General features: G+C 44.0%; 24 protein-coding genes. 10 read left to right on the plus strand and 14 right to left on the minus strand.

From position 1 onward, the window contains the following. Positions 1 to 500: 500 nt before the first annotated feature. From ACMAZD_RS13175 to ACMAZD_RS13190, 4 genes are all read right to left on the minus strand, one after another. Positions 501 to 1,634 carry a flagellin gene (locus ACMAZD_RS13175; RefSeq protein WP_435247557.1) on the minus strand — a complete coding sequence of 378 codons (1,134 nt, stop codon included), beginning with the start codon at positions 1,632 to 1,634 and terminating at the stop codon, positions 501 to 503. A gap of 297 nt (positions 1,635 to 1,931) precedes the next feature. Further along, complete coding sequence (locus ACMAZD_RS13180) at positions 1,932 to 3,065, minus strand: flagellin (protein ID WP_435247558.1); 1,134 nt, start codon at positions 3,063 to 3,065, stop codon at positions 1,932 to 1,934. Between the two features lie 121 nt (positions 3,066 to 3,186). Further along, positions 3,187 to 4,110 (minus strand): Dyp-type peroxidase, encoded by a 924-nt coding sequence (locus ACMAZD_RS13185; RefSeq protein ID WP_435247559.1) that lies wholly within the window; start codon positions 4,108 to 4,110, stop codon positions 3,187 to 3,189. A gap of 65 nt (positions 4,111 to 4,175) precedes the next feature. Continuing rightward, positions 4,176 to 4,637: a DUF2919 domain-containing protein gene (locus tag ACMAZD_RS13190; protein ID WP_435247560.1), complete on the minus strand. Its 462-nt coding sequence runs from the start codon at positions 4,635 to 4,637 to the stop codon at positions 4,176 to 4,178. Positions 4,638 to 4,746: 109 nt separating this feature from the next. Between ACMAZD_RS13190 and ACMAZD_RS13195 the strand changes: the two genes are divergently transcribed. Further along, positions 4,747 to 5,091 carry a DUF2956 domain-containing protein gene (locus tag ACMAZD_RS13195; protein ID WP_435247561.1) on the plus strand — a complete coding sequence of 115 codons (345 nt, stop codon included), beginning with the start codon at positions 4,747 to 4,749 and terminating at the stop codon, positions 5,089 to 5,091. A 39-nt stretch (positions 5,092 to 5,130) separates the two neighbouring features. Continuing rightward, positions 5,131 to 5,445: a DUF4156 domain-containing protein gene (locus ACMAZD_RS13200; RefSeq protein ID WP_435247562.1), complete on the plus strand. Its 315-nt coding sequence runs from the start codon at positions 5,131 to 5,133 to the stop codon at positions 5,443 to 5,445. 67 nt (positions 5,446 to 5,512) lie between these two features. On the opposite strand, the gene ACMAZD_RS13205 is transcribed toward ACMAZD_RS13200, so the two are convergent. Beyond that, positions 5,513 to 5,800, minus strand: a complete 288-nt coding sequence (locus ACMAZD_RS13205) for a winged helix-turn-helix domain-containing protein (RefSeq protein ID WP_435247563.1) — start codon at positions 5,798 to 5,800, stop codon at positions 5,513 to 5,515. Positions 5,801 to 6,005: 205 nt separating this feature from the next. Here ACMAZD_RS13205 and ACMAZD_RS13210 point away from each other — a divergent pair, with 205 nt between their 5' ends. The 5 genes from ACMAZD_RS13210 to ACMAZD_RS13230 all read left to right on the plus strand — a co-directional run bounded on the left by ACMAZD_RS13210 (position 6,006) and on the right by ACMAZD_RS13230 (position 10,057). Beyond that, positions 6,006 to 6,353, plus strand: a complete 348-nt coding sequence (locus ACMAZD_RS13210; protein WP_435247564.1) for an ArsC family reductase — start codon at positions 6,006 to 6,008, stop codon at positions 6,351 to 6,353. 98 nt (positions 6,354 to 6,451) lie between these two features. Next, positions 6,452 to 7,588: a succinyl-diaminopimelate desuccinylase gene (gene dapE / locus ACMAZD_RS13215; RefSeq protein WP_017107224.1), complete on the plus strand. Its 1,137-nt coding sequence runs from the start codon at positions 6,452 to 6,454 to the stop codon at positions 7,586 to 7,588. A 46-nt stretch (positions 7,589 to 7,634) separates the two neighbouring features. Beyond that, the gene (locus tag ACMAZD_RS13220; protein WP_435247565.1) at positions 7,635 to 8,309 is read left to right on the plus strand and encodes a M15 family metallopeptidase; all 675 of its coding nucleotides are present in this window, start codon (positions 7,635 to 7,637) and stop codon (positions 8,307 to 8,309) included. Positions 8,310 to 8,317: 8 nt separating this feature from the next. Next, positions 8,318 to 8,527 (plus strand): DUF2897 family protein, encoded by a 210-nt coding sequence (locus ACMAZD_RS13225; RefSeq protein WP_435247566.1) that lies wholly within the window; start codon positions 8,318 to 8,320, stop codon positions 8,525 to 8,527. A gap of 222 nt (positions 8,528 to 8,749) precedes the next feature. Continuing rightward, positions 8,750 to 10,057, plus strand: a complete 1,308-nt coding sequence (locus ACMAZD_RS13230) for an IS4 family transposase (RefSeq protein ID WP_435247567.1) — start codon at positions 8,750 to 8,752, stop codon at positions 10,055 to 10,057. A gap of 57 nt (positions 10,058 to 10,114) precedes the next feature. Here ACMAZD_RS13230 and bamC read toward each other — a convergent pair whose 3' ends face one another. Together bamC and dapA are read right to left on the minus strand one after the other, a co-directional pair. Then, positions 10,115 to 11,161 carry an outer membrane protein assembly factor BamC gene (gene bamC, locus ACMAZD_RS13235; protein WP_435247568.1) on the minus strand — a complete coding sequence of 349 codons (1,047 nt, stop codon included), beginning with the start codon at positions 11,159 to 11,161 and terminating at the stop codon, positions 10,115 to 10,117. Positions 11,162 to 11,209: 48 nt separating this feature from the next. Next, the gene (dapA, locus tag ACMAZD_RS13240) at positions 11,210 to 12,088 is read right to left on the minus strand and encodes a 4-hydroxy-tetrahydrodipicolinate synthase (RefSeq protein WP_435247569.1); all 879 of its coding nucleotides are present in this window, start codon (positions 12,086 to 12,088) and stop codon (positions 11,210 to 11,212) included. A 374-nt stretch (positions 12,089 to 12,462) separates the two neighbouring features. On the opposite strand from dapA, the gene ACMAZD_RS13245 reads away from it, so the two are divergent. Next, positions 12,463 to 13,005 (plus strand): glycine cleavage system protein R, encoded by a 543-nt coding sequence (locus ACMAZD_RS13245; RefSeq protein ID WP_435247570.1) that lies wholly within the window; start codon positions 12,463 to 12,465, stop codon positions 13,003 to 13,005. Between the two features lie 12 nt (positions 13,006 to 13,017). Next, positions 13,018 to 13,488, plus strand: a complete 471-nt coding sequence (gene bcp, locus ACMAZD_RS13250; RefSeq protein WP_435247571.1) for a thioredoxin-dependent thiol peroxidase — start codon at positions 13,018 to 13,020, stop codon at positions 13,486 to 13,488. A gap of 194 nt (positions 13,489 to 13,682) precedes the next feature. Here the strand turns inward: bcp and ACMAZD_RS13255 are convergent, their stop codons facing one another. The 7 genes from ACMAZD_RS13255 to tnpA form a co-directional block, all read right to left on the minus strand. Then, on the minus strand, positions 13,683 to 15,821 hold the full coding sequence (locus tag ACMAZD_RS13255) for a hypothetical protein (protein WP_435247572.1): 2,139 nt from the start codon (positions 15,819 to 15,821) through the stop codon (positions 13,683 to 13,685). Further along, positions 15,821 to 16,393 carry a hypothetical protein gene (locus ACMAZD_RS13260; RefSeq protein WP_435247573.1) on the minus strand — a complete coding sequence of 191 codons (573 nt, stop codon included), beginning with the start codon at positions 16,391 to 16,393 and terminating at the stop codon, positions 15,821 to 15,823. Before ACMAZD_RS13260 ends, ACMAZD_RS13255 begins: the two co-directional genes overlap by 1 nt. Positions 16,394 to 16,447: 54 nt before the next feature. Further along, the gene (locus ACMAZD_RS13265; protein ID WP_435247574.1) at positions 16,448 to 17,209 is read right to left on the minus strand and encodes an IS5 family transposase; all 762 of its coding nucleotides are present in this window, start codon (positions 17,207 to 17,209) and stop codon (positions 16,448 to 16,450) included. Between the two features lie 78 nt (positions 17,210 to 17,287). After that, positions 17,288 to 18,265 carry a hypothetical protein gene (locus tag ACMAZD_RS13270; protein WP_435247575.1) on the minus strand — a complete coding sequence of 326 codons (978 nt, stop codon included), beginning with the start codon at positions 18,263 to 18,265 and terminating at the stop codon, positions 17,288 to 17,290. Positions 18,266 to 18,330: 65 nt separating this feature from the next. After that, complete coding sequence (tnpC, locus tag ACMAZD_RS13275; protein WP_435247105.1) at positions 18,331 to 19,857, minus strand: IS66 family transposase; 1,527 nt, start codon at positions 19,855 to 19,857, stop codon at positions 18,331 to 18,333. Positions 19,858 to 19,916: 59 nt separating this feature from the next. Beyond that, positions 19,917 to 20,270: an IS66 family insertion sequence element accessory protein TnpB gene (tnpB, locus tag ACMAZD_RS13280; protein WP_435247104.1), complete on the minus strand. Its 354-nt coding sequence runs from the start codon at positions 20,268 to 20,270 to the stop codon at positions 19,917 to 19,919. Beyond that, the gene (gene tnpA / locus ACMAZD_RS13285) at positions 20,267 to 20,578 is read right to left on the minus strand and encodes an IS66 family insertion sequence element accessory protein TnpA (RefSeq protein ID WP_016767112.1); all 312 of its coding nucleotides are present in this window, start codon (positions 20,576 to 20,578) and stop codon (positions 20,267 to 20,269) included. Before tnpA ends, tnpB begins: the two co-directional genes overlap by 4 nt. A 187-nt stretch (positions 20,579 to 20,765) precedes the next feature. Here tnpA and ACMAZD_RS13290 point away from each other — a divergent pair, with 187 nt between their 5' ends. Then, positions 20,766 to 22,385, plus strand: coding sequence for an IS1634 family transposase (locus ACMAZD_RS13290; protein ID WP_435247103.1), 1,620 nt, complete (start codon positions 20,766 to 20,768; stop codon positions 22,383 to 22,385). Positions 22,386 to 22,493: the final 108 nt, after the last annotated feature.

Below are 22,493 nucleotides of genomic sequence, written 5' to 3' on the forward strand. Positions count from 1 at the left end.
TCCTTAAACAACAGTACTGACTACTCCTCACCTCGTTGTAAACATCCCCTCAAAGAGCCACAGCAATACCAATCCTTAAATGACAACTAACCGCCCTACTTTGTTATTAAACCGCGTTAAACGCCATTCTAGGCGCAGATCCCACACGTTAAATCACACGGTATGAATTCAGTCAGACAACAGACCTCTGATATCTCGCTCTACTCGATTCTGAGATGACGACCAACGACTTCGGTTCAGGTAGGCAATGAGTCAAAGACCTCTCTATCCCCGTCATTCCCAGCAGTGAGGAACGAGCGTGATAGGGAATCTCGCTTTTGCTCCTTTCGGTACTTCGGTATTTTCTCCAACGCCCACCTTAGCCAAACAACAGGTAATAAAAAACCCAGCCGAAGCTGGGTCTATTTAACGCTCATCTCTCACCACGAGCTAATTTGTGGAAGCCTAACGTTAACGCTTATGATCAACAAAGCTTATAGTCAACGTGGCCTTTCAATCGATTAACCTAGTAGGCTAAGTGCCGAATTCGGTGCTTGCTTCGCTTGAGCAAGAATCGAGCTTGAAGCTTGAGAAAGGATCTGAGACTTAGTCATCTGAGTCGTTTCTTTCGCGAAATCAGTATCTTTAATACGGCTCTTAGATGCGTTAACGTTCTCGTTAATGTTGTCTAAGTTGCTGATAGCGTGGTCGAAACGGTTTTGGAAAGCACCCAGTTCAGCACGGTGGCTATCTACGTACTTAAGTGCCGCATCGATGATTGCTACAGACTCTTGTGCGCCACCAACAGACGTTACGTCGATAGTATCAACCGTTACATCTTTGCCAGGTTGCATGCCTAGTTCACCAGCAAGGCTGCCAGAGAATGCCACTTCGCCTTCAACTTTGTTGTTACCAGTAAACATTTGTAGCTTACCGTCTTCAGTTACAGACGCTTTAACAGAATCTTGTTGACCGTTTATGTACGTTGCTAGCTCTTCGATGTCGTCGCCCGCTTTCGCAGACACATCAATTTCTTGCGCTTGACCGAAGTTATCAGTGAACGACATTTTTAGGTCGTTGGCGCCAGCTTGAACGTTCCAGTCTTTGTCTTTTGCGTTCTCAGTTTGGTAGCTCTTACCACCCATCTGAGCGTTATCAGAGCGCATATCTTTCAGTTGAAGCATTACCGCTTCACCGTTATCCGCACCGATTTGGAATGATTTAGTACCGTGAGTACCGTTAAGCAGTTTGTTACCACCAAAAGACGTGGTTTCCGCGATACGGTTCAACTCGTCGTTCAATGCTGTTACTTCTTCTTGAATCGCTACACGCTCAGATTTTGAGTTTGAGCCGTTTGAAGATTGTAGAGACAAATCACGCATACGTTGCAGGATGTTGGTTGTCTCGTTCATTGCACCTTCAGCAGTTTGTGCAATTGAGATACCGTCGTTCGCGTTACGAACAGCAACATCAAGACCACGACTCTGAACGTTCAAACGGTTCGAGATTTGTAGGCCCGCAGCGTCATCTTTCGCGCTGTTGATTTTAGAGCCAGAAGATAGACGCTCCATTGATGTTTGTTGTGCGCTGTTTGCGTTGTTTAGGTAACGTTGTGCTGTCATCGCTGAAACGTTGGTATTTACATTCACTGCCATGGTGACTTCTCCAATTGATTTTCCGGTATAGCGGTTTCCGACGTCTCGGAAAACCAAGTAGTTATCTTTAAGTTACTATTAATAACGGCGTGGATACTGAAACCTTTAGGAAAAAAACAATAAAATTAAAGAAATAGCGCGAAAGGGGAAGAAAGCGTGACTAGCCGTGAAATTATCAAAAAAAGATGAGAAAAACGCTAAAGTTGTCGAGATATCAGTCGGGCGGAAAGTTGTATTTTTATTAACCAAAGGGCTCTAGTTAAGCTGAATTACCTTTATAAGATTCGAGGTGATTTATTAACCAAGCAAAGTTAAAGCAAGATTCGGCGCTTGCTTTGCTTGAGCCAATATTGTGGTACTCACTTGCTGCAGTATTTGCTGCTTGAGCATTTGAGTGGTTTCTTTGGCATAGTCGGTATCTTTGATTCGGCTGTTGGATGTAGCCAAGTTCTCATGGACGTTTTCGAGATTGTTTATTGCATGGTCAAAGCGGTTTTGCATCGCGCCGAGTTCAGAGCGGTGACTATCCACGTACTTCATCGCGGTATCTAAAATAGAAACAGCACGCTGCGCACCACCCATATCCGTCACATTGATGTCATTCACCGACTCATAGTAACCCGCTGAAATCGACAGTTCACTCGCGAGTGAACCAGAGAAAGAGATAGTGCCAGAGGTATCTTCACCAGACATGTAGATTTGAAGCTGCCCATCATCATTAACCGAAGCTGAGACCAGATCCGTTTGACCATTGATGTAGGTCGCCAACTCTTTAATGTCATCGCCGACTTTCGCATTAATGGTGATCTCTTGAGGCTGGCCAAAACGATCGGTAAACGACATCGTCATATCATTCTGATTTGATTTCACTGCCCACGAGTCATTGGCCATGCCATTAGCGACATAACTAAAACCACCCATGTTGATGTCATCGGTACGCATACTTTTGAGGCCGATTTGTACCGCCTCGCCAGAGCTACCACCAATCTGAAATGACGTACTACCAAAATTACCATTGAGAAGTTTTTTGCCACCAAACGAAGTAGTTTCAGCAATTCGATTCAACTCATCATTCAAGGCAGTCACTTCTTCTTGAATCGCAGTCCTTTCAGACTGGCTATTCGAACCATTACTCGCTTGTAGTGACAAATCTCGCATGCGTTGCATGATATTAGTGGTTTCATTCATCGCTCCCTCTGCAGTCTGCATAATGGAGATCCCGTCGTTAGCGTTTCGAACCGCGACATCAATACCGCTCATCTGCGCTTCTAATCGATTCGAAATTTGTAAGCCAGCCGCATCGTCTTTTGCACTATTAATACGACTCCCTGAAGCTAAGCGCTCCAAAGATTGGTTCAGCATGTTGTTGGCATTCGACAGATTCCTCTGAGCCACCAGCGCTGAGACATTTGTATTAACAGTTATAGCCATAGACCTTCACTTACAAAAAGATGTATAAAACTCACGATTGCTCTTATATCGCCCCGTTCATCTAAAGCTTTAATAAAAAGGAGCCCTGAGGCTCCATTTGTTTATTCTATTTTGAGACGATTTACTTAACCGTTAATGCACTCAACACGTCAGTTGAAGGAGCAAAGTAGTAAGCGCCTGTCACCGCTTTAGTAAAACGAAGCAGTTGGTCTGTTTTACCATCTGTCACGCCGTACATGCTCTCTAGCATTGCATCAAAGTTATGACGGACATTACAGTAAGCAATAAACAATAGGCCGTGATCGCCCGTTGCTGTACCGTAAGGCAAGCTGTGACGAACAATTTTAAGGCCCTTGCCTTCTTCTTTGATATCCACACGACCAACGTGAGACGCCGCAGGAACATCTTCTAGCTCGATTGAATCGGGCTTAGTACGACCAACGACTTTCTCTTGTGCCGATACATTTAATCGGTTCCAAGCAGGTAGGTTATGCACAAAACGTTGTACCATCACATAGCTACCACCAGCAAATTCACCTTCAGGCACAATCGCTACTTCAGCGCGCTGAGCGTCTTTGGGGTTTTCAGTGCCATCAACGAAGTCGGTCATATCACGTGAATCTAGGAAGCGGTAACCGTAGGTTTCATCAACTACTTCAACGTCTACAGCAACTTCAGATAGCAATTTACGTAGGATGAAGAAGTGCAGGTCGTGTCGATTTGAATGACAGTGAATCAGAACATCAGACAATGTGCTCGGTGCAGTGACATCACCTTCACCAAGCGCAGGAAAATCAATAAGGTCAGACGGAGCAGCTTGCTCAAACTTATCCCAAAAAGCCTTTGAAAACGCAACTGACGCCGTTAAGTTCGCATCTGGTTGAGTTTGGTTGAGCTCTTCGATTAGCGCAGGAATCTTTTGAATTTCCGCTAATACGTTAGCAGCGTTAGCATTCACTTTTAGTTGAACGTAAAGAGCGAAAGGCCCAGCTTCTGGCAAGATAGCACTTTGAACGTTAGGGTGCTCATTTGAGACATTAAGCATAGATTATTCCTTCCAGTTTTAGCTTCTAAGTATAAATGTGAATGGGACAAATGTTTTGATGAGAATCAGTCTTCGAGCTCAACCACTTTAAAGCAATCCCTCGCGGCATGACTATTGGTTAGAAAAAGCGCTAACCATAGGAGCAACAACAGGGTGATGCCATTTGACCAACGGAACCATCCATTATCCAAATAGATTAAATAAATGGTATGAGACCCCTGAGCCAAGATAGCCATGATGGTGACCCAACGCCCCCAAGATACGACTTTATTGAGACGCTTTCTCTCTGGTGTTCTGAGCCCAAATAACCACATCAGTAGCAAGCTAGGGACACTCAAAGCAATTCCGACATAAAACATCTGGTGGTCAGGATAGATGATCTCGAGGATATCCGTTCCTGACTCTCGGCTTGCGCCCGCAACAATGAAAACGACCAAAGCTTTCGCAAGAAACAGCCAACCTAACCATAATAAGATTGGGGCTTTCAAAAAGCCGTGTTTGTCGTATTGTTCTATGGAGTACCGCACAAATCTCACTTTCACTTATTTTCAAACCAACACTTTAACGCAAATCATTCATACTTAACTAGGTTTGCGTTATCTTATTGGTTAATCCGTTTTAATTATTGAACTCAGTATGAAAAAGAAAACTAATACACCGTCTGTTGAATCTCAACAAGAAGCACTGAAGATAGCCAAAGCGACGCAAAAACCAGCTCAAACCAAAGAACAAACGAAGTTGATTGCTCAAGGTATCGAGAAAGGCATCGCACTTTACAAGAAACAGCAAAAAGAACGCAGTCGCCAAGCTGATAAAGCAAAAAAACGCGTACAGAAAGAGAAGCAGACTCAACAAGCTAGTCTAGACGAAGAGAACAATGTAGACGCGAGTGTTGAAACAACATCAAATCACGCCAGTAGATTGCCGTGGTTACTATTGATCGCAAGTTGGGTAGGTTTCGCGATGTATTTGATGAAATAGCAGGGTAAACGTATGAAAAAGGAATGAGTCGCTTTAGCTATGACTGGCATGTTATTAGGGTGCACGATACCGACGACAGTCCCAGATAGCGAAGCTGACCAAGTACAAATGGATTATCACGGACTGCTTGATATCAACAAGTGCAAGTACGAAGGGGAAGTCACAGGCAGCGAAGGCCACTGGTACAACTATCTATTCTTCCCAAATGACACTCTGATTCAAAACGCAATGAACGAATTAAAATCCAACGTCATTGAATTAGGCTCAGACATCATCATATTTACCCTTCCCCAAGACTTTAGTGCTTCCGTCACTATGCTTGGTACAGCCTATCTGTGTAAGAAAGAAAGTTAATCAGTAAATCGGCTGCTCTTTATGCTTTGATTTTACTGCGCCCAAAAGAAAGCCAGCTTTCGCTGGCTTATGCACTAAACCCAAGGCTTGTTGCTATATCGCTTTTACGTTCGATAACCCATTGACTATCAAATGGCCCCCAGTCGGATAACTGGTAATAACCATCATTATGTCGTCGCCCATCTTGAACAAACATAAGTTCGATACCGATCCCCGGTAACGCCTTGAGTACATCTTGAATAGTACGTCGAGGCCAACCCGTTTTTTCGATGAGTTTAGGCACATTTGGCCTATCAAGGCTTTCCACTAACAATGCTAAATATAGCCGCCTTGCAAAAACAGGACTCAACTCCATTGACACCTCCTATATATGTGCAACTCAATTATTTCTTTTTTCGCTGACAACATGTTGAGGCTGATCAATAAGTCTCCAATAGTGACATGTCCTTACTGCTTTTTTTCACTCTATGAAATATTCCTCACTCTATTTTGTCTGAATTGCAGCTTCCTGATAGGATTCAACTCATAACAACGAAATAAAATCACCCAAAGGAAGAATAATGACTATCACTATGTTTGGCATTCCGAACTGCGACACCATCAAAAAAGCAAAAAAATGGCTAGAAGCTGAAGGTATCGAGTTCGAATTTCACGATTATCGTAAACAAGGCATCACTGAAGGGTTAGTAACAAGCTTCTGTTCAGAGCTTGGTTGGGAGTTGGTGCTAAACAAACGTGGGACGACTTATCGCCAACTGACTCAAGAACAAAAAGACACGCTAACGGAAGAAAAAGCCGTGGCTCTGCTTGTTGAACAACCAGCAATGATTAAGCGCCCAATATTGAAAGTTGATGGCAAGCTTCACATCGGCTTCAAAGCTGATCAATATGCCGCTATTTTTGCTTAGTAGCCGCATAAAATTAAACAAAAAAAAGCGTTGAACCTCCCCTATTCAGCGCTCCACAATTAATGACTAGACGCTTTATTTAAATAAGGAATTCAAGGATGACAGATAGCCCAACTTTGGCTCTGGCAAAAGATCTCATTAGCCGTCAATCGGTAACCCCTGAAGATGCAGGTTGCCAAGACCTGATGATCGAACGCTTAAAAGCATTAGGCTTTGAAATCGAAGTGATGGTATTTGAAGATACGACAAACTTTTGGGCTCGCCGTGGTACAGAGGCTCCTCTCTTTGCCTTTGCTGGCCACACTGATGTTGTACCTGCTGGCCCAATTGAGCAGTGGAACACTAAGCCATTCGAACCGACTATCGTAGATGGTTTCCTACACGGTCGCGGCGCGGCAGATATGAAAGGTTCTCTGGCTTCAATGATCGTTGCGGTAGAACAGTTCATTGCTAAACATCCTGACCACACCGGCTCAATCGGTTTCCTTATCACATCAGATGAAGAAGGTCCTTTCATCAACGGTACGGTACGTGTTGTTGAAGCGCTAATGGCTCGTGGCGAGAACATCGACATGTGTATTGTGGGTGAACCATCAAGTACTGAATACGTCGGTGATGTCGTGAAGAATGGCCGTCGTGGTTCTATCACTGGCGATCTAACGGTTAAAGGCACACAAGGTCATGTAGCCTACCCTCACCTAGCGAATAACCCTGTACACAGCTCTCTGCTTGCGATCAATGAACTGGCTACGACCGAGTGGGACAAAGGTAATGATTACTTCCCACCAACCAGCTTCCAGATCCCAAATGTAAGTGCGGGCACTGGCGCGTCAAACGTTATTCCTGGTGAATTTAATGTTCAGTTTAACCTTCGCTTTAGCACAGAGTTAAACAACGACATCATCGTTGAAAGAATCACAAATACACTCGACAAGTACGATTTCGAATACGATTTGAAATGGACATTCAATGGCGACCCGTTCTTAACCGACGCAGGCTCACTGCTTGATGCTATTGTTGATGCCGTTGGCCACGTTAATGACGTAAAACCGGCACTGCTTACCACAGGTGGTACATCTGACGGCCGCTTTATTGCGCGCATGAAAGGGCAAGTGGTGGAACTAGGCCCGGTGAATGCAACCATTCACAAGGTTAACGAATGCGTGAAAGTGGCTGACTTGGAGAAGCTAACCGACATGTACGAAAGAACACTAGTGAACCTGTTCGCTAAATAGTTCTTTGATCAGCGATTGATAGCATCTAATTATTGAGAGACGCGTTATGACACCAGAGCAGCTTACCGGACAATCAGATTCTCATCTGGAACCTAGCCTGATTGGCACCAAGACCTTCTTGGTCCACAGTGATGTCAAAGATGATCTGAACAATTTGATTGAAGCTACTCAACTCGCTGGCTTTAAAATGGAGATTGCCAGTGGCTTTCGCGACTATGAAAGGCAATCTCTGATTTGGAATCGTAAGTTTTCTGGTCAAGCACCGATATTAGACTCCGAAAGCCAACCACTTGATGCTTCAACACTCAGTGAACATCAAAAGTTGTCGGCGATCCTGAGGTGGTCTGCGCTTCCCGGAGCGAGTCGTCACCATTGGGGTTGTGACTTTGATGTCTTCGCTCGTAATCACTTACCTGAAGGCACACAGCTCCAACTGGAACCATGGGAATACCTTACTGGCCACCAGCAAGCGTTTTACCAATGGCTTATTGCCAATGCATCTCAATATGGGTTCTTCTTTCCGTACAGCCAAGATCTCGGCGGTGTGGCGATAGAACCTTGGCACATTAGCCACCGTAAAGTTTCACAGTTGTGTTTATCACAGTTATCTCCCACTTTACTTGGCAAGCGACTCCAATCTAAGCCAATATTAGGGTATGAGATAATTATGGAGCAGCTAGACGAGATCTATGCGCGCTTCGTGGCGAATATCAGTCATTAGGAGCGCTTATGTTGGAGTGGCTTACAAACCCTTGGGTTATCATCATCATCGTGGTTAGCGTTGTGGTGGGTAATATTGCTGCGCTCAAACAGACCGCCAATATGGATCTGACAGGTCGTAACAAAACAGAGAAAGACTTAGACAAGCTCAATCAATTGGATAAACAGAACAAAGAGAAAGCTCAAGAAGATAAGTCCACAGAGAACAAAGACACTTAACTTAATGCCTTTGATACGTTAGCTCCAACAAGTCAGTAGCGTTGTTATATCTGGTTTAAAATTGATAACACAGATAGATAACAGGTACATAAAGCGCTGACAAGCAGACATAAAAAGAGGACACAGTCTGTTAATGCCGATCAGTTAAAGCCAAAGTGATCGGTTGAACGATCCTCCAGAACTGTCAAAATCCAAGTGTATTTAATGCACTTGGATTTTTTTATGGATGTTTCCCAAGCTCTAAACATAATTAATGATTGGAAACCTAGCAACGTTGAAACTTTGTCTGACTTGCTTCCAATTGACCTCATCGATGAAGCTTATTCTCTTACTGATACTGTCACTATGAGAAAGAGGAAATTAACTCTAGAATCCATGGTTTGGTTACTTGTTGGAATGGCTATCTACAACAATAAATCCATGAAAAACTTAGTTAACCAGCTCGATATTGTCGACCGTACAGGTAAAGCTTTTGTCGCACCGAGCGCGTTGACTCAACGACGAAAGACGTTGGGTGAAGACGCAATTAAAGCGGTCTTTGAGCGAATGACAACCTCATGGTTAAAAAGTGCAAAGTTACCCCAGTGGAATGGATTAACGCTGCTTGGCGTCGATGGAGTTGTTTGGCGAACGCCCGATAATCCACAAAATGAAAATGCATTTTCTCGACAAAAAGGGACACAATATCCGCAAGTGAGAATGGTCTGCCAAATGGAACTAAGCAGTCACATAATCACGGCCAGTGCCTTTGATAATTACAATACAAACGAAATGGTATTAGCTGAAAAACTGATAGAAAAAACACCGAATCATAGTGTGACAATGTTCGATAAGGGTTTCTATTCTTTAGGTTTATTACATAAATGGCAAGACTCTGGCTCAGAGCGCCATTGGCTTATCCCCCTCAAGAAAAATACACAATATGATATTGTTCAATCTTTAGGGCGAAATGACAAACTGGTTCAACTACATAGTAATCCAAGAGCGAGAAAGCTATGGCCTGATTTACCAAAGTCGATAACCGCTCGACTTGTCACTCGTAAAATTAAAGGAAAAGACTACCAAGTATTAACTTCCATGACGGACTCTCTGCGTTACCCATCAAAAGATATTGTAGGCCTCTATGAGCATCGTTGGGAAATAGAGTTAGGTTACCGAGAACAAAAACAATACATGCTTGGAAACCGTCTTACGCTGCGAAGTCGTTTACCGGAGCTGGTAAAGCAGGAGTTATGGGGCATCTTGCTTACTTACAATTTAATCCGATATCAGATGGTCGAGCTTTGCTTCAATTTAAAGGGAAATTATCTTCCCTATCAACTGAGTTTTAACGGCACATTGGCTCATGTATCAGCGTTACTTGTAGGCTTACCTTACTCAACACCAGGCGCAATACCTCGGCAGTTAAAGGGGTTCCACAACATGGCTGAAAGCTTAATACTTGAAGGGCGAAGGGAAAGAACATTCCCTAGAAAAGTTAAACCTAGACCACAACGATATGCTAAGAACAAAAATGCCGTTCACTCTTAAGTGAACGGCATTAGACACAGTCTGTCCTCTTTTTATTTATCAAAATCAGCTCAGGGCTTATTCAGCTTTTGCTTCTTTCTTATCTTTGGTTTGATCAGCAACGTGTGCCAATATCGGAACCATTGACTTCAGTAGCTCTTCTTCTACTGGCTTACCTGATGCATCCGTTACGTTGATCGACGTACGGTTACCAAGATCACCAAACAAGAAGGTGTAAGTACCTGACGCTAGATCAATAGGTTGTAGGCCAATTGTTTCCCAGAACTCATCATCAGGCGCTGCGTATTTCGCTTTTATGGTACCTTGAGACTGATTACGCTCTTCAAGCTCGAAGCCCATTTGAGGTAGCAGTTCAGGCAAGCGTTGCCACAATACGTTGTAAGGCGTACGCGCGATAATCACAGGGAAACCACTGCGGTCAGCACCCATTGAAATAGGGATACGCTTCACTAACTCTTGCGCTTTCAGTGCAGCTTCAGCACGAAGGTTTTCATCGTACTTAGCCATCACAAGGTTCGTTAGGAACGCGTTGTAACGCTCTTTATTAGTTGCCGATACAGGTTTCTCTTCAGAACCTTCACGCCAATCAATCAGGTTAATCTTGAATCCATGACGATTGTTCGCTTGGGAACGAGAGATAGAATAGCGGCTGCCAATCTCTACTTCTTCGTCTTCAGAAACCCAAGTTACCCAATCGGTCTCAATGTCGTTCTCTGATTGCTCACGAATGCCAATGCCACGCTGAGCTAGCATGTCTACCGCCGTTTGCCACACTCGGCCTGCTTCTTCAGCACGAAGAAGCCATAGTGTCACTTCACCGTTTTGACGCTCAGCACGAGCACCTGGGATCAGTTCAAGAACCTGTTGAGGCGGACGAATATCCACTTGACGACCTGTACCACCACTGAATTCACCGCTTGGGATATCAAAATTTGGGTAGAACTGAGGTTGAGCATCTTCAGGCAGTTGCCATTGTGAAAACTCAGGTGTTTCTAAGTATTCGAAATCATCTTTGGCTTGGCGACGTTGAGTCGGGCTACCAGAACATGCTGTAAGAACGAAAACAGCCAGTGACCCAATCACTAGCTGGTGAGAATACTTCATTTATACTCCTAAATGCCGAAGTTTTGCTTCGGCATCATTTCATACGTTTTAGTAAATGCACGCTTCAGTCATTGCTTGAGCAACAACAGGTTGAGCTGGCTTTGACAATTCAGTCAGCGGTAGACGTAAGCCACCTTCAGCAATCAGACCCAATTTGTGAACCGCCCATTTTACGGGAATAGGGTTAGATTCAACGAACAAGTTTTTGTGAAGAGGCATCAAACGCTCATTGATCGCTTCTGCTTCTTCAAACTTACCTTCTTCCGCTAGTTTGAACATGGTTGCCATATCAGCAGCTGCAACATTATTGGTTACAGAGATAACACCATCACCACCACGCTTAACAAATTCTAGGCCTGTTAAGTCATCACCACTTAGTAAGATAAAGTCTTCGCCACAAAGTTCACGGTGAATTGCAATTCTGTCGAGATCACCCGTCGCATCTTTAAGTGCAACGATGTTTTCGATCTCAGCAAGGCGAGCAACCGTTTCTGGTAGCAAGTCAACGGCAGTACGACCCGGAACATTATATAGGATTTGTGGAACGTCACTCACTTCAGCAATCGCTTTGTAGTGTTGGTACAAACCTTCTTGAGTCGGTTTGTTGTAATAAGGCGTTACGCTCAGGCAACCAGCAATTCCAGAACCGTTCAACAAACGGCTAAATAACACTGACTCGTGAGTGGCATTTGCGCCTGTACCTGCAATAACAGGGATACGACCATCGGCAAATTCAACGATCTTATTGACGACTTTGACATGCTCTTCAATAGTGAGCGTAGAAGACTCACCTGTTGTGCCAACCGCAACCAGACCATCACTACCTGCAGCAACATGGTACTCAACCAACTTTTTAAGGCTGTCGAAATCCACTTCACCATCTGTATTAAATGGCGTCACTAGCGCAACGATACTTCCTGAAAACATGTCTATCTCCCTTAATTTATTCTTTTTGCATGTTACTGTAAGCCGATCAATAAACACAAGACATTAAAGTGGCTTACTGGCAACAACTGCATTAAATATTGTCGTATGTTTGAGGTAAAACGACTTCTAACGCCGTTCTATCTGAAATTTAGGTCATCTACGCTCAATCTAACGGATAGGGCTAAACTAGATGTCAGTAACAGGTAAGCTGTAGCAGCGCAGCGTTATCTTGTTTTTTTAGCCTCCTCGATATTCCTGACATTTGTTGCGCACCGGAAGGCAAACGCCTGATAAAAGCTCCGCTCACACACTTATTCCTCTTGTTAACTGTGCTAACATGCATGCATCAATGGAATATATAGAGACGTGATTTTATGACTCAACATCTAGTAATCACAGCTGTGGGCACTGATCGCCCAGGTGTATGTAACCAAGTGGTTCATTTGGTCACCCAATCAGGCTGTAACATTATTGATAGCCGTATCGCCCTATTCGGCGAAGAATTTACGCTTATCATGCTACTGTCTGGAAAGGCAAATAACATCACTCGTGTTGAAACCACTCTGCCTTTGCTTGGTCAAGAGCACGACTTGATTACGATAATGAAGCGCACCTCAACTCATGATGTGATTGAGAACTCTTATACCGTAGAGGTCTTCGTTGAGTCAGAAGATAAAATCGGCTTGACCGAGCAGTTCACTCAGTTCTTTGCTGACCGTAACATCGGACTCAACTCGCTGAGCGCCCGAACCATCAATAAGTCGAAGGTTCAGCTCGACAACGACCAATTCCATATCTCTATTACCGCTTCTGTGCAATCAGAATGTAATTTGATGCAGCTACAAGAAGAATTCGACGCGCTGTGTCTGAGCCTATCCGTACAAGGCTCGCTCAACTTTATTAAAAACAGTCTTTAAAAAGGAAATATCATGAATACGCTAACGGCTGGTGTTCCAGCACCTGCTTTTTCTCTTCCGGATCAAGATGGCAATATCGTATCTCTTGGTGACTTCAAAGGTAAAAAGATCCTTTTCTACTTCTACCCAAAAGCAATGACTCCAGGTTGTATCGTGCAAGCAGAAGGCCTGCGTGACATCAAAGCACAGCTGGATGACCTAAACGTGGTTGTTCTGGGTGTCAGCATCGACCCAGTGAAACGCCTACCTAACTTCATTGACAAGAAATCTCTCAACTTCACACTCCTATCTGACGAAGACCACAACGTTGCTGAGCAATTCGGTGTGTGGGGTGAGAAGAAGTTTATGGGCAAGGTTTACGATGGCCTGCACCGTATTAGCTTCCTAATTGACGAAGAAGGTCAGATTGAGCATGTCTTCAATAAATTCAAGACAAAGACTCACCACGAAGTGGTGCTAGAGTATTTCAACCAAGAAGCTTAATACATGCCAGTTTGCGAGCCCTCGTTATAACGACAACGGGCCAACCTCAGCGAATGCAACCGTTAAAAAGGCCGAATCTCGATGATTCGGCCTTTTGATAACGCATAATTATGGTTGGCGATGCTCTAGGGAGTTCGGCTTAAAGCTGCTTCCCTAAAGCTGTGGACTGAAAAGACCTTGTGTTTTAAGTCAGCCTAGTCTTGATCTGCTAGTGCAAGTATCTCCGCTATCTGACGCACATAATCAGACAGAATAATACGGATCACGGGCCGCCACCTCACTTCAGGAGTTTCCGCTATCTGAGCCAGCCTATGGTTAAAGCGCGACCAAAATAGTCCTTCGGTTTCTGACGAGATAATCGCAGTCATCTCCATACCATCTTCCATGTGCAAAACTTCATCAAACAAAAATGGCGTCTGGTGGTATTGATAAAAGGGTAGGCGCATTGACCAAGGATTAACGGTAAAATACATGTGCGGCTTATTTAGATAAGCATTAAACAATACACCCTCCTCGATCGGTTGAGAAGCGAATACATCCCTTTGCCACATAGTTGGCAACATATTGTCGGTATGCTGCTGACGAAGTCTATAGAGCGCAGAGAAGATAAAGTCACCAAATTTATCCCAACTTTTTTCGAAAGCGCCTTGGCTCAGTTCGTAGTCCAATTGTTGAGATAAGTACTCCACGGCTTGAGCTGGTGTGCTCTCAGGGTTGATCCTACTCAATACTTCTATCAAAGCAGGATATTTTGCACTGATGACATCCAGCGAGGGGTTACCTTTATAAAAGTAGTGTCTTTGCTCTGTGAGACGTGCTTGCCATTGATGCCACAGTTGCTCAAGTGGATACTTCAACTCCTGCTCAGTCCAGCCATGTTGAATTCTTCGTTGGACATATTGCTGAATATCAAGATCAAATAAGGGAGTGTCTTGCATATAACGTAAAACAGGGTCGCGGCGCTCATCAAATTGAATTAACTTCCCAGGGTAATCTTGGCAGTACGTTCCACCGCAAATATAACCCGCGTCAACACGAAATGAGCCACTTTCTATTTCTTCTTCGGTCAACGGATATGGGTGCTGATAAACAACCGAAGCAAATCGCTCCAATGCCACTAACCGAGCTTTTTCATATAAGGCATCCGCATAGTCCTTATAGCTCTGCTGCGCTCGCATAAAACGCGCATTTGTCGTGGATGTTTCAATACTCTTATTTATATAAATGGTTCGCCAATCAAGAATAAGATTGGAAATTTCTTGTCCAGCTGCACGTTCACTGCGCAGAAGTAAGCTTCTCAAACCATTGGTCATCGCATCATCATTAAACGCTACCAGAGTGCCAAGATGGCCGGGCAAATTGCTCGCTAGACACTGATATAAGGACTGATTGATCGTGGCTTTATCCCCTTCCCCTGTTGCAAAATAGGCCTGAGCATTTTGCCGTTCAATACCGCATAGAGATTGTCCAATCACAGAAAGCTGTGCTGGTCTAATGCCGTTCAAACGTGTGAGCTGGGTAGCGAAAAACTCATAGTCCATATGCGAAAGAATCACATCGAGCTTATTCTGCTTCTCCAAAACTTGCTCGATATAAAGTGCATCGAAATGAAGAATATTATTATCGATAATACGTTTAAGATTTTCTGTTGCATGAGAGCGCAACGTTTCAAAATCATGCTTTAACGTATTCTGACTATTACTCAACGAGGCTTTATCGGGTGTTGATACCGAATAACGATAGTAATCTTGTTGGTTCATTTGCCGAATTATTGTATCAGTAGTCGCTCGGTGAGATTGATAATCTACCCAGCTTACGGCTTCATTAATGGCTGGCACGATACTAAAAAAATTCTGCGCTCGATCGAGATCGGTTTGATGATCGTCATACACAGAGCGGGTTACACTCTCCCACCAAGGCCCAAGAATACCAATATCAGCGATAAACATGGCTGTTTTGAAAGATTCTTTAAATACCTGCTTTACGACTTTGGTTTTAATATTGGTCATTCCAAGACGACTAACAGCCTCAGCTTCTTCTATCTCCATCATGTCTTGGGCATCAATACCAATCGACAGTATCTGATCCGTGTTTGACATCCATGAAGAGGAAGTCCCGCCAATCGCTGCGTTACTAAAATCTATTCCAGGGATGGCCTCTAACGCCATCGCCTCATCACTAAAGCTAGCGATATCGTCAGAAAACTCACTATCGAGACTTTCCATCCACTCAAATTCACTTTTTACCTTTATATCAGCGAGGTTACATATCGTCGCATGGGCAACACCACTCATCATTAGCCATACAATAAACAGCCTAATCAAAATCATCATTACATTGCCTCCGGAAGACAAATACTTGAAGCAGAGCTTAACTGTGAAGACATAAATTCTGTTTGGCCATAACGTTTCATCAAGGCTTGCCATTCTTGTGCGCGCTCAAAGCTCAACTTAGGGTTAAGCGTTAGCTCATTAGAGGCTCGACTGATCATAAGTTTGGGGTTAAACGATGCTTTCAATGATTGAGCGATAGGAAATAAGTGCTCCGATTGCCCCATCCCAAATAAAACGACATGACTGCGATTGCTAAGCTGCACCAAATCCTGAGCGATGATGCCCTCTGATGAGAAGGTCAACGTGTTGATGGGCTGTACTTCAAAGCTCGCGTAAGCCTCAAGTAAATTTTGTCTTGCCGAGATAGCCATTTGCAGGTTATCACTCTCCAACGGTGAGAGATTTTCAGGGACCGCCACATAAATGGGGTATTGGTATTTTGCAGCCATACGAAACACCTCTGCATCGAGCATAGAGATGCTTTTTAGATCCGCATGAGTAAGGTAATCATGGTTTAAAACCAGCGCAGGTTTTGCCCCCGAGGTCATAAAACGTTTAACTCTCTTAAACATCTTATAGTTGTTTCCTTGACTAGGGCGTGTTGATCTTTGCTGTACATTCCGTGTTCAACAATACATCGGTAGCCACATTAACATGAATGCCAGTGATAACATGCTGGCATAATTCCTTTCTAGCTTGTCATATCTACTTGAAATAGCTCGATAATGCTTAATTCTCCCAAAGGCATTTTCGACCAAGTGACGATACTTGTATAGACACCAATCCATACTGTCTTTGTCTATATCTTGTCCGTAATTGCGTTTAGCAATTACTGTTTCTCCGCCACGTTCCTTAACAAAAGTACCGAAAAGTTCGCTGTCATATCCTTTATCACAAACGATGGTATTAACTTCATCGAGTTGCTCAACTAAGCTTTCGGCATGCACTATATCGTGGCGTTGTCCCTCTGATAAATCAAAGCAAATCGGCTGGCCACCACTATCTACAGCTAAGTGAATTTTGGTTGAGTTGCCCCCGCGACTTTTTCCTATTTGCTCTGAACTTTCAGTAGCTGCACCTGTACTATGCTGATGCGCTCTAACTATAGAGCCATCAAGAAATACCCATTCAAAGTCAGCCATGCTAGATAAGCTTTTGAAAAGATTATCTAAAATCCCTTTCTTTGACCAAAGATTAAATCGTCTGTAAACGGTACTCCACTCTCCGAACTCAGAGGGTAGATCTCGCCAAGGAATACCTGTTCTCATTCGATAAAGTATTCCTTCAAATGTCATTCGATGTTCAGTTTTATCGTAAATACGACCTGTACTTTTCATAACTTGGAGTAGCAGTTCCCAGCGAATATCAGTTAGCATTGTTCTTGGCATGGTATTGGTTATGGTTTTACTTTTGGCGAAGCAAATTATAACTCTTTACCATGCTGTTCAAAAAACACTCACGAAAGATCAACACGCCCTAGAGACTGTGCTCTTTAATTCACTACCTAATATTGGTACATGCGCATCAAGCGCAACCATCTGATAGTCAAACATCTCTTTAGGCCAAACCATGTCTCTTACCGGGGCTCCGCGCTCTATTGCCAAGTGAAACTCACTCACCGCCAATTCACGATTCATTGCATTGAGAGACTCCATCGTATCGACAAACTGTTGGCTATCAACACTCGAATGAGAAAGACGCGACGCCTCTACCCACTGCTGTCGATAAGCCATGCGTTGATTCACACCGCTTAATCGCTCTTGGGTAATAATGTGCTTTTCGATCGGATTTAGCGGATCGCTATAGGCAAGACCAGCCGCTGATATCTCGGAGCCACTCAGTTCAACCCTTCTTTCCTGTCCCTCCAAAGAGCGAATAAGAGTCGTTGCTGCCTCAATGAATGACCCCGTCAAGTAGTCCCGGCCATGCAGCATTTGGTGACCGGTATCAACAACGGTATCTGCGATATCAAAACTATCGGGTATGTAATAGGAGCTTCTTGGAGCCAGATAAATCACAGCCGGTACTCCCAAACCATTGGAAGCATTCGCGAGAAAGCCAGGATCGAACAAAAGTGGACGAGTCCTTGACCAGCCAGACAAAGATAACCGAAACACCAAATGAATCTGCTTAGCAACTTCACTAGGCGCGTCTATCGCATAAGCAGGTTGCTCTCCTGGTCGTGCTATCGGTGCATAATCATTAATCTGACGGATAATTTCTCGTCCAGAAGGGGTACTGTTAAGGGCGTTTAGGTGGGCTTGAACGGTTTGAATAAATGAGTTGTCGGTAGTCTGCACATAAATATGCCGATCCACTTGATATAAGTGCCCCTCTTCAGATGACGTCGCGATGACTCGCCTCCCATCAGGGGGAGTATGAATAGAAATGGACGCATGTGCGTTGAAGCAGGCGAGTGCAAAAAGGATGAATTTGATTTTCATCCGTCATTCCGCAGCCAATTCTAGATTTTAATGTAAACGCCCCATGAACCCACGAGGCGATGTTGTTAATGTTTGAAGTTCCAAGGTAGGAGCGCATCGATATCAGGCTCAGCTTTCGCTAGCTCTTTCATGCACTTGACCATGTAGTCGTAGAGGATAAGGCCGTTGGCTTTCGCCGTCTCGACGATGCTGTAAAGCATCGCGCTCGCATCAGCACCATTTGGTGTGTTCGAGAAGAGCCAATTTTTTCTGCCAATGACCAGCGGTTTAATGGCGCGTTCAGCACGATTATTATCGATAGATAAATGACCGTCATCGATATAGCGGATAAGTTTCGGCCATTGGCCGAGCGTGTATTTTATCGCCTTGCCCAGCGAGCTAGACGCTAGCACTTGTTGAGTCGTCATCCACTCGTACAGCTCATCCAGTATCGGCTTGGCATGCAGTTGACGTTCTGCTTTTCGTGTTTCGACAGTCGCACCTCTTAAGCGCGATTCTATCCCATAGAGCTTCTGGATTTTGGCTAGCGCTTTATCTGCTTTGCCTGACTTACCTTTACCTTGAAGCTTCTTAGCATCCATGAACTTACGCCGTGCATGTGCCAAGCAACCAACATTGGTTACGTGATGAAGACCATCATAGGCACCATAGCCATCGGTTTGCAGATAACCACTGTAATCCCCCAAGAAGGCAACAGGGCATGCCCTCGCGCGACTGTTTTGATAGTCGTACAAGGCGATATTCTTTACATTCGGCAGTGCAGCGTCGGGCGAGTCTGCGCCCGAGCAGTAGAGCCACATATAACACTGTTTATCTTCTTTGAGGACATTGAGCGGCGTTTCATCTGCCTGAACCACCACTTGTTGGAGTAGATGCTCTTTCAAGGCCGCATACAGCGGTGTGAACTTCTCACTGACTTGGATAACCCACCTTGCCATCGTGGTTCGTGATAGCTCGATACCCGACTGGGTAAACAGCGACTCTTGGCGGTACAGTGGCATTGCGTATTGATATTTGCCAAGGATGATGTTGGCTAGCAAGCTTTCTGTCGCGAAGCTTTTAGGGATGATGCTCTGGGGCGCTGGCTTTTGAACGATGTGGCTTTTGTCTTCAGTTTGCTCGCACTGACGACAAGCATACTTAGGACGAACATATTCCAGCACTTTGAGCACGGCTGGTGAGAACTCAAGTTTCTCACTGCGGTCTTCACCGATTTTATGCAGACTATGTTGGCAGCATGCACACTGTTTTTCATGGTCGTCTAAATCGAGTTCGATAACCTCACGAGGCAAAGTCTTTGGAAGTGGCTTGCGTTTACCACGCTTCTTCGTTGTGGTCGTTGTTACCTCAACCACCTCTCCCTTAGCGGCTTCACATTCCACTTCGTTGAAGAGGTCACCTTGAGATTCATCGTAAGGCTTTAACGCCTCCGAGCGTTTTGCGAACTGGCGGTCGAAAGCAAGTTTGAGTTGCTCAAGCAGAGATTGACGCTCTTGTTTCCATTGGTTTTCTGACGCCATCAGCGCTTTCACCATCGCTTGTAGCTTGGCAATATCTTGGCTTTCTGGGTTGATATCTGGCGTCTTTTTCATGGCATTTATTATACTAAAATCATGCTGTTAACGCTTGGCAGATAAGGCTTTATTATCGATTAAGTCATTGTAACATCGTTTATTTGAACGGGTTTATGGCCGATAATCGTGAAGCCAGAAAGCAGTCTATCAAGCTCGAATTGAGTCAGGGTAAACACTTCATTTTTCTCTTTTGTAGGCCATTTATACTTGGCTTTTTCAAGGCGTTTATACCAAAGCGCAAAGCCAGTTTTATCCCAGTACAGCACTTTGATTTTGTCGCGCTGTTTATTGGTGAACAGGAACAGTGCGCCGCTTCCCAAGGGTAAATCGGTGTCACTTTCGATAATCGCCGCGAGGCCATTGATGGACTTTCTAAAATCGACACTCTCACGATACAGATAAATCTCTGGTGCGCTGAGCATATGTTTCATGACAAGGCTCCAATGAGTTCTGCCAGGTAGGTAGCGGGCGTGCCTTGAGGAATGCTCAACTCCACATCATTGATGAGAAGTGTCATGTTAGCGGTGGCTATTTGAGCTTGATATTTCGTTGTCTTTTCGACGATCTCTGCCCGTACAAAGCCTTGAGAGACATCTGCTTTTTTGAGTTGCTGGCGCTTAGCGTAAAACGTCGAGGGGTTGAGTTCATTTAGCTTACAAAATGCAAGCGTTGACAATGAACTCGATTCAGATTGCTCGATGAGCGTTTGCCATTCTTGATTAGTGTGTCGTTTTCCCATTTCAAATCTCCTTATGGTTGGAGACTTGATCTTATTCTTCGCGCTAGGCGATTAGAATGCGGGGTTTATGACGCGCTTACATTTTAATTAGTGTGATCCCACGATCATTTATCAATAATGATTGCAGTTGAGACTTGACGCAGATCCCCCGTTTTGATCTATTACTTTTATTTGCCGGTAACTTGCGATGTCTGCTCCTCAACCTGTCATAAAACGCTTAGATCATCTTGGATTAATCGCTGCATTCTGTCATGAGATTGATTTACCCGGGCTTATCGACCGCATAATTCCTAAGTATTCAGAGCATAATGTCTCACACGGTGATGCCGTTCTAGCCATGATTTTGAACGGTTTGGGCTTCCATAGTCGAACATTGCATATGTTTTCTGACTTTTTCGAGACAAAGCCAATATCAAAGCTGCTTGCTAAAAACATAGAAGCGCACCACTTAACTGATGATGTTCTTGGGCGCACATTAGATGCTTTATTTGAAGCTGATGTATCTATTTTATATCAAGTTATTGCAGAGCATACCGTTGAAAAATTGGGCCTCAAGACAGAGTCTGTCCACCTTGATATAACGAGTTTCCATGTTGATGGTGAATATGCTCAATCAGCAGAGGATGACATTAATTCTATTCAACTCGTCAAAGGTTATAGTCGAGATCACCGACCTGAATTGAATCAGGTTGTCCTTGAATTAATTTGTGAAAATCAAGCAGGGCTCCCTGTTTATATGCAGGCTCTCAGTGGAAACACGAACGATGCAAAAGCATTTGCAGAGGTCACTAAGCGCCATATTCACTGTCTTAAAGCCGCGCAAAATAGTCGTTACTTTATTGCTGATGCAGCTTTATACACGTCAGACAGTATTTGCTCACTTGATGAACAAAAGCAGAAGTTCATTACACGCGTCCCAATGACCATTAAAATGGCCAAACAAGCTCTACTGGCATTATCGCCAGCGCAATTAGAGCCTATCGGTAATGGTTATTCGGGGCACTGGATTGAATCTGATTATGGCAACGTGAAGCAGCGATGGTTGTTAGTGAACAGCGAGCAAGCGACAAAGCGAGAAGAAGCCACTTTTTATAAAAATTTGGATAAAAATCTGACCAAAGAGCTTAAATCTCTAGCTCAATTAGCTAAGAAACAATTTGCCTGTGCGACTGATGCACAAAAGGCTATGAGTGAATTTCAGAGTCAATGCCAACTGTTGAGTTTCGAGCAAAGTGAGATACGGCAAGTGCCCGAGTTTGCTGGCCGAGGGCGCCCTAAAAAAGATGAGGTTCCAACTGGATACCACTACAAAATTGAAGCAAATCCGTTCACTGATTTAGAAAAAGTAAAACTCGCGAAGCTTAAAGTTGGTATGTTCATTCTTGCGACCAATGATACTGAAAGTACCGATCTCGATATGGCTGCGTTACTGGAACACTACAAGTCACAACAGAAAGTCGAGCGAGGTTTTCGCTTCCTTAAAAGCCCTGAGTTTTTAACATCATCTATCTTCTTAAAAAAACCACAACGCATCGAAGCTTTACTCATGATAATGACCTTAAGCCTAATGGTTTATGCTGGACTCGAGCATAAGATACGTGAAGAGTTGGCTGTTACTGAAGAATTTTTTCCAAGCATGGTTAAGAACAAAACCACATCTAAGCCAACTGCTCGCTGGGTGTTTTTAAAATTTGAAGGGGTCGATACACTTGAGTTCGGCGAACAATGGTTTATCACCGGCATTCAAGACCATCAGAGGAGATTGCTTCAATTGCTAGGTAAGCTATATGAAGCAATTTATTCCTAAATGAGGTGCGGAATGTCGGTTTCATGGTACAGCTCTGTTGGGTGGAAGAGCTTTATTCGATAAGAGAGACAGGGCCGCATTCACTATGCTTACCTAAAGAACAAAGGA

Source organism: Vibrio sp. nBUS_14, assembly GCF_051201655.1.
Taxonomy (GTDB): domain Bacteria; phylum Pseudomonadota; class Gammaproteobacteria; order Enterobacterales; family Vibrionaceae; genus Vibrio.

Excerpts from the sequence above, each read along its gene's own strand:
- ACMAZD_RS13175 (WP_435247557.1), bottom strand. The coding sequence starts at position 1,634 with ATGGCAGTGAATGTAAATACCAACGTTTCAGCGATGACAGCACAACGT.
- ACMAZD_RS13225 (WP_435247566.1), top strand. The coding sequence starts at position 8,318 with ATGTTGGAGTGGCTTACAAACCCTTGGGTTATCATCATCATCGTGGTT.
- ACMAZD_RS13200 (WP_435247562.1), top strand. The coding sequence starts at position 5,131 with ATGACTGGCATGTTATTAGGGTGCACGATACCGACGACAGTCCCAGAT.
- ACMAZD_RS13265 (WP_435247574.1), bottom strand. The coding sequence starts at position 17,209 with ATGCCAAGAACAATGCTAACTGATATTCGCTGGGAACTGCTACTCCAA.
- ACMAZD_RS13290 (WP_435247103.1), top strand. The coding sequence starts at position 20,766 with ATGTCTGCTCCTCAACCTGTCATAAAACGCTTAGATCATCTTGGATTA.
- tnpB (WP_435247104.1), bottom strand. The coding sequence starts at position 20,270 with ATGAAACATATGCTCAGCGCACCAGAGATTTATCTGTATCGTGAGAGT.
- ACMAZD_RS13255 (WP_435247572.1), bottom strand. The coding sequence starts at position 15,821 with ATGATGATTTTGATTAGGCTGTTTATTGTATGGCTAATGATGAGTGGT.
- ACMAZD_RS13220 (WP_435247565.1), top strand. The coding sequence starts at position 7,635 with ATGACACCAGAGCAGCTTACCGGACAATCAGATTCTCATCTGGAACCT.
- bamC (WP_435247568.1), bottom strand. The coding sequence starts at position 11,161 with ATGAAGTATTCTCACCAGCTAGTGATTGGGTCACTGGCTGTTTTCGTT.
- ACMAZD_RS13245 (WP_435247570.1), top strand. The coding sequence starts at position 12,463 with ATGACTCAACATCTAGTAATCACAGCTGTGGGCACTGATCGCCCAGGT.
- ACMAZD_RS13230 (WP_435247567.1), top strand. The coding sequence starts at position 8,750 with ATGGATGTTTCCCAAGCTCTAAACATAATTAATGATTGGAAACCTAGC.
- dapE (WP_017107224.1), top strand. The coding sequence starts at position 6,452 with ATGACAGATAGCCCAACTTTGGCTCTGGCAAAAGATCTCATTAGCCGT.
- ACMAZD_RS13195 (WP_435247561.1), top strand. The coding sequence starts at position 4,747 with ATGAAAAAGAAAACTAATACACCGTCTGTTGAATCTCAACAAGAAGCA.
- ACMAZD_RS13260 (WP_435247573.1), bottom strand. The coding sequence starts at position 16,393 with ATGTTTAAGAGAGTTAAACGTTTTATGACCTCGGGGGCAAAACCTGCG.
- ACMAZD_RS13270 (WP_435247575.1), bottom strand. The coding sequence starts at position 18,265 with ATGAAAATCAAATTCATCCTTTTTGCACTCGCCTGCTTCAACGCACAT.
- tnpA (WP_016767112.1), bottom strand. The coding sequence starts at position 20,578 with ATGGGAAAACGACACACTAATCAAGAATGGCAAACGCTCATCGAGCAA.
- ACMAZD_RS13205 (WP_435247563.1), bottom strand. The coding sequence starts at position 5,800 with ATGGAGTTGAGTCCTGTTTTTGCAAGGCGGCTATATTTAGCATTGTTA.
- dapA (WP_435247569.1), bottom strand. The coding sequence starts at position 12,088 with ATGTTTTCAGGAAGTATCGTTGCGCTAGTGACGCCATTTAATACAGAT.
- ACMAZD_RS13210 (WP_435247564.1), top strand. The coding sequence starts at position 6,006 with ATGACTATCACTATGTTTGGCATTCCGAACTGCGACACCATCAAAAAA.
- ACMAZD_RS13180 (WP_435247558.1), bottom strand. The coding sequence starts at position 3,065 with ATGGCTATAACTGTTAATACAAATGTCTCAGCGCTGGTGGCTCAGAGG.
- bcp (WP_435247571.1), top strand. The coding sequence starts at position 13,018 with ATGAATACGCTAACGGCTGGTGTTCCAGCACCTGCTTTTTCTCTTCCG.
- ACMAZD_RS13185 (WP_435247559.1), bottom strand. The coding sequence starts at position 4,110 with ATGCTTAATGTCTCAAATGAGCACCCTAACGTTCAAAGTGCTATCTTG.
- tnpC (WP_435247105.1), bottom strand. The coding sequence starts at position 19,857 with ATGAAAAAGACGCCAGATATCAACCCAGAAAGCCAAGATATTGCCAAG.